The sequence below is a fragment of the Actinomyces sp. MRS3W genome (assembly GCF_032465695.1).
Taxonomy (GTDB): domain Bacteria; phylum Actinomycetota; class Actinomycetes; order Actinomycetales; family Actinomycetaceae; genus Actinomyces.
Genome location: NZ_JAWDJJ010000237.1, coordinates 1 through 4,742, shown reverse-complemented (window position 1 = coordinate 4,742; position 4,742 = coordinate 1). Strand labels below are relative to the sequence as shown.

Annotated in this window: 2 protein-coding genes; one reads left to right on the top strand and one right to left on the bottom strand. The window is 70.4% G+C overall.

The window, feature by feature from the left end; genetic code table 11:
* The coding region (locus RWX45_RS09145) for a septum formation family protein (RefSeq protein WP_316023421.1) at positions 1-491 on the top strand (491 nt) is incomplete at its 5' end.
* Positions 492-545: 54 nt separating this feature from the next.
* Here the strand turns inward: RWX45_RS09145 and RWX45_RS09140 are convergent.
* Positions 546-4,742, bottom strand: a 4,197-nt coding sequence (locus tag RWX45_RS09140; RefSeq protein ID WP_316023420.1) for an acyl-CoA dehydratase activase-related protein, incomplete at its 5' end; no start/stop codon positions are given.

Sequence of the window (4,742 nt, the reverse complement as noted above, 5' to 3'; positions counted from 1 at the left end):
CCGCCACACCGACCGCCGACGTGGTGTCCTCCATGGACATCCAGGTCGGTGACTGTCTCGTCGACCTGGCAGACCCGACTCCCGCAACGGCCCCCGCCACCACGGCGACCGGCTCGACGACGCCCTCGGCACCCTCCGCGACCGGCTCAGCCACCGCCACGGGCGGCGCGGCCGACACGGTCACCAACGTCAGCCGCGTCGACTGCGCCTCGCCACACCTGTACGAGGTCTACGCGGAGGGGGCCATCTCAGCCGACACCTTCCCCGACGATGAGCTCATGGAGCAGTACGTCTCGGACATCTGCTACGGCGCCTTCGAGACCTACGTCGGCATGAGCTACGACGACGCCTACGCCCAGGGCAGCTACGCCGCCTCCTCGCTGCGCCCGACCGAGGCGACGTGGGCCCAGGGAGACCGCACGGTCTCCTGCCTGCTCACGTCCGTCGACGGCAGCCAGCTAACCGGCTCCGCCCGCGGCGCCAACGACTGATGCCCGCAGCGTCCCGCCCGCGCAAGCCAAACCTCGCGAGGCTGCTCTCCGCGGCTATGCCCTGCCGGCACCCGCCCCGGCGCGCTCGGGCACGGCCACATCCGGTGAGGTGGGCGTGCCGTCGGGGGCGGGCCCGAGGTCGGCGATGAGGTCGGTGGTGGTGCGGCCGTCGCCCGAAGCATTGTCGATGCCGCGCAGCGGCCGCCCCCGCCCATGGGGGCTCTCCGGGCCTGCCGACAACGCCTGCGCCCGAAGGTCGACCTCCCCGGCACCCGGCGCTCCCGCCGACGACGTCGCAGCCGCTCCCCCGGCCGATGCGGACGCCTCCGCCCGGCCATCCTCCTGCATCATGAAGGCGGTGGAGATCATGAGCTTGATGCGGTTGAGCTGGTTGACCTCGCTGGCACCGGGGTCGTAGTCAATGCCGACGATGTTGGCCTGCGGGTAGCGGCGACGGATCTCCCGGAACATGCCCTTGCCGACCACGTGATTGGGCAGGCAGGCGAAGGGCTGGCAGCACACGATATTGGGGGTGCCGTGTTCGATGAGCTCGATCATTTCCGCGGTGAGCAGCCACCCCTCGCCGGCCTGGTTGCCGAGGCTGAGCACCTGGGAGGCCTTCTCGGCCATCTCGGCGATGGGGGACTCGACGTCGAACTTGCCGCCCGCGGCGGCTAGGGCGGCCCGGGCGGGCGCCTGCACCTGCTCGATGAACCAGACCCCGACCTTCTTCTGATAGACGGTGTCGGTGCCGATGCCGTAGGTGTCGGCCTTCCACTGGGCGGTGGACATGCCGTTGAGGAAGAAGCCCAGCAGTCCGGGAACCACCGCCTCACAGCCCTCGGCCTCGATGACGTCGACGACGTGATTGTTGGCGTCCGGCTGGAACTTGACCAGGATCTCCCCGACGACGCCGACCCGCGGCTTGCGCGGCACATCCGCCAGCGGGAGGGCGTCGAACTCGTGCACCATCTGGCGCAGGAGACGCCGGTAGCCAATGCGGCCACCCCACGTGGCCGAGCGCCCCTTGTGCTCGAAGAACTCGCACGTGATCGCGTTCCAGCGCTCATACAGCGCCTGGGCGGAGCCGGGCTCGGCCTCGTAGGGCCGCACCCGCAGCAGGCAGGTGCTCAGGGTGTCGCCAATGACGATGCCCTGGAGCGCCTTATAGGCCATGGTTGGGGTGAGCTGGAAACCGGGGTTGGCCTCAATGCCCTGCAGGGAGACCGCCAGCACGGGAACCTGCGGGTAGCCGGCCTCGCGCAGGCCCTTGCGGAGCATGGCGGCGTAGTTGGTGGCGCGGCACATGCCGCCGGTCTGGGAGATGGCCACAACGCACTTGTCCGGGTCGTGGGAGCCGTCCTCGAAGGCGCCGATGAGCTGCCCGATCACCATAATCGCGGGGAAGCAGGCATCGTTGTTGACGTAGCGCAGTCCGACCTCGAGGTCGGACTTGCTGGCGGACTCGAGCAGCTCGACCTTGTAGCCTAGACGCCGCATGAGCGGCACCAGCGGTCGGAAGTGGACCGGGCTCATCTGCGGCATGAGGATCGTGTGCGTTTTGCGCATCTCCTCGGTGAAGGGCGGGGTGGTGGCCGCCGGCAGGCTGCGCTCGGTGCGGGCCACCCGCCCGGCGAGCGTGTGGTCGTCGTCGGCCGGGGCCGGGTTCTCCCGCGGTGCGGGGGTGGCCTGCTTGTCGACGGCGGCATCCGCGCCGGGGGCGGGCGCGGGAGCCAGCGTGGTGTCGATTTCGACGGGTTGGTCGGCCAGGTCCTGGGCCGTCTCGACGACGTCGTCCGCCTCCGCGGCCCGGGGCCCGTCGGCCTGGTCCGCCGCGGCGTCCTGGCGGCGCCGGCGGGCCTCGCTGGCGGCGGCCAGGGAGCGCAGACGGATCGTGGCGGCGCCGAGGTTGGAGACCTCGTCGATCTTGAGGGTGGTGTACACCCCGCCCGCGGATTCGAGGATCTCCTGCACCTGGTCGGTGGTGACGGCGTCGACGCCGCAGCCGAAGGAGTTGAGCTGGACCAGTTCGAGGTCGTCGGCCTGGGTGACCAGCTCGGCAGCCCGGTACAGGCGCGAGTGGTAGGCCCACTGGTCGCGCACGCGCAGCTTCGGGGAGACGTTGGCAACCGCCACCGACGCCGTCGGCGCCTCGAGGCCCTCCGCGGTGACGTCGGACCAGTCGGCGGGGGCCTGCGGGTCCTCCTTGCCCCGGCCCAGCCCGCGGCGGATGGAGGCGACGGCACGGGACAGGGCCCCGCCGGCGACGGCGTGCTCGGCCCCGTCCTCGGCGCCGTCTAGATCCGACTCGGGCTCGGGCAGGATCGAGTCCTCCGAGAGGACCGCCATGCCCAGGGTGTTGATGACGTCGGGGACGCCGTGGTTGATCTCGGGGTCGATGTGGTAGGGGCGGCCCGCCAGCACGATGCCTTTGCGTCCGTGCTCGCGCATCCACTCCAGGGTGCGGCGGCCCTCGGCGCGCACGTCCGCCTTGAAGGCGGCATCCTCGGCGAAGCCCGCGGCCACGGCCTTGCGGGCTTCGGGCAGGGTGACGTTCCAGTCGGCGAAGACCTCCACCAGGCGCTCGGCGAGCTTGGCGGGGTCAGCCAGGTTGAGGAAGGGGGCGAGCATGCGCACGGGGCGGTTCGGGTCGGCGGCCTTGCCGCGCGGCCCCCGGCCCTTGCGCGCGGCCTTCCCGGTGCTTGTGGCGTCGTCGTCGGCCCGCTTCCCGACGGCGGGCGGGTCGTCCTGGCCGTTGCGGATGGCTTCGATGTTGTTGCGGATGACCTCGGGGTAGGTGGCCACGATCGGGCAGTTGTAGTGGTCGTCGGCGCCGTCGACGAGGCCGCGCTCGTAGAAGACGCAGGGGAACCAGATGGTGTCCACGCCCTGGTCGATGAGCGATTGGACGTGACCGTGGGCGAGCTTGGCCGGGTAGCACACGTTCTCGCTGGGGATGGAGTCCATGCCCCGCTCGAACAGCTCGTGGTTGGAGCGGCCGGAGATCATGACCCGGAAGCCGAGCTGAGTGAGGATCGTGAACCACAGCGGGTAGTTCTCGTACATGCCCAGCACTCGGGGGATGCCGATCTCGCCGCGGGTGTCCTGGCCCTGACGCAGGCGCCGGTAGGCGAAGGTGCGCCGGTACTTGTAGTCGTACAAGTTGGGCATGTCGGACTTGGTCTTGCGGCGCTCCTGGGTGGCGCCGCGTTCACAGCGGTTGCCGGACACGTGCCGCTGGCCGTCGTTGAAGGTAGTGATGGTCAGCTTGCAGTGGTTCTGGCACAGCTTGCACACCGCCGTCTCGGTGGTGAAGCCGAAGCGGGACAGCTCGGCCAGGCTCATGAGCGTGCCGGGGTGGCCGTCGTAGGTCTCGTGGGCGGTCAGCGCCGCACCGAAGCAGCCCATGAGGCCGGCGATGTCGGGGCGGACCACCTCGCGGCCGGTGAGCAGCTCGAAGGCGCGCAGGACGGCGTCGTTGAGGAAGGTGCCGCCCTGGACGCTGATGCGCTCACCCAGCTGGGAGGCGTCGCGCAGCTTAATGACCTTGTACAGGGCGTTGCGCACCACCGAGTAGGACAGTCCGGCGGAGATGTCGCCGGGGGTGGCGTTCTCCTTCTGCGCCTGCTTGACCGAGGAGTTCATGAACACGGTGCAGCGGGAGCCCAGGTCGACGGGGTTGTCCGCGGTCAGTGCGGAGGCGGAGAACTCCTGAATGGACTGCCCCATGGACTGGGCGAAGGTCTGCAGGAAGGAGCCGCAGCCGGCGGAGCAGGCCTCGTTGACGGAGATGGAGTCGATGGCGCCGCCGCGGATGCGCAGGTACTTCATGTCCTGGCCGCCGATGTCGATGACACTGGTGACGCCGGGGTTGAGGTGGGCGGCGGCCCGGTAGTGGGCCATGGTCTCCACCACGCCCTCGTCAATGCGCAGCGCGGCCTTGACGATGCCCTCGCCGTAGCCGGTGACGCAGGAGCGCACGATGCGCACGTGCTCGGGCATCTCCAGGTGGATGCGGCGCAGGATCTCGACGGCGGCGGTGACGGGGTCGCCCTCGTTGCCGGCGTAGTGCTCCCAGACGATGCGGTCGCGGGTGTCGATGACGACGGCCTTGATGGTGGTGGAGCCGGCGTCGATGCCGAGGAAGCAGTCCTCATACCGGGCGGGGGCGCCGTCGGCGCAGCCGTCCTGGTTCTCCGGCAGGTCGGCGGGCGGGGCGGGCCAGCCGACCCGCTCCACAGTGGCCCGGGC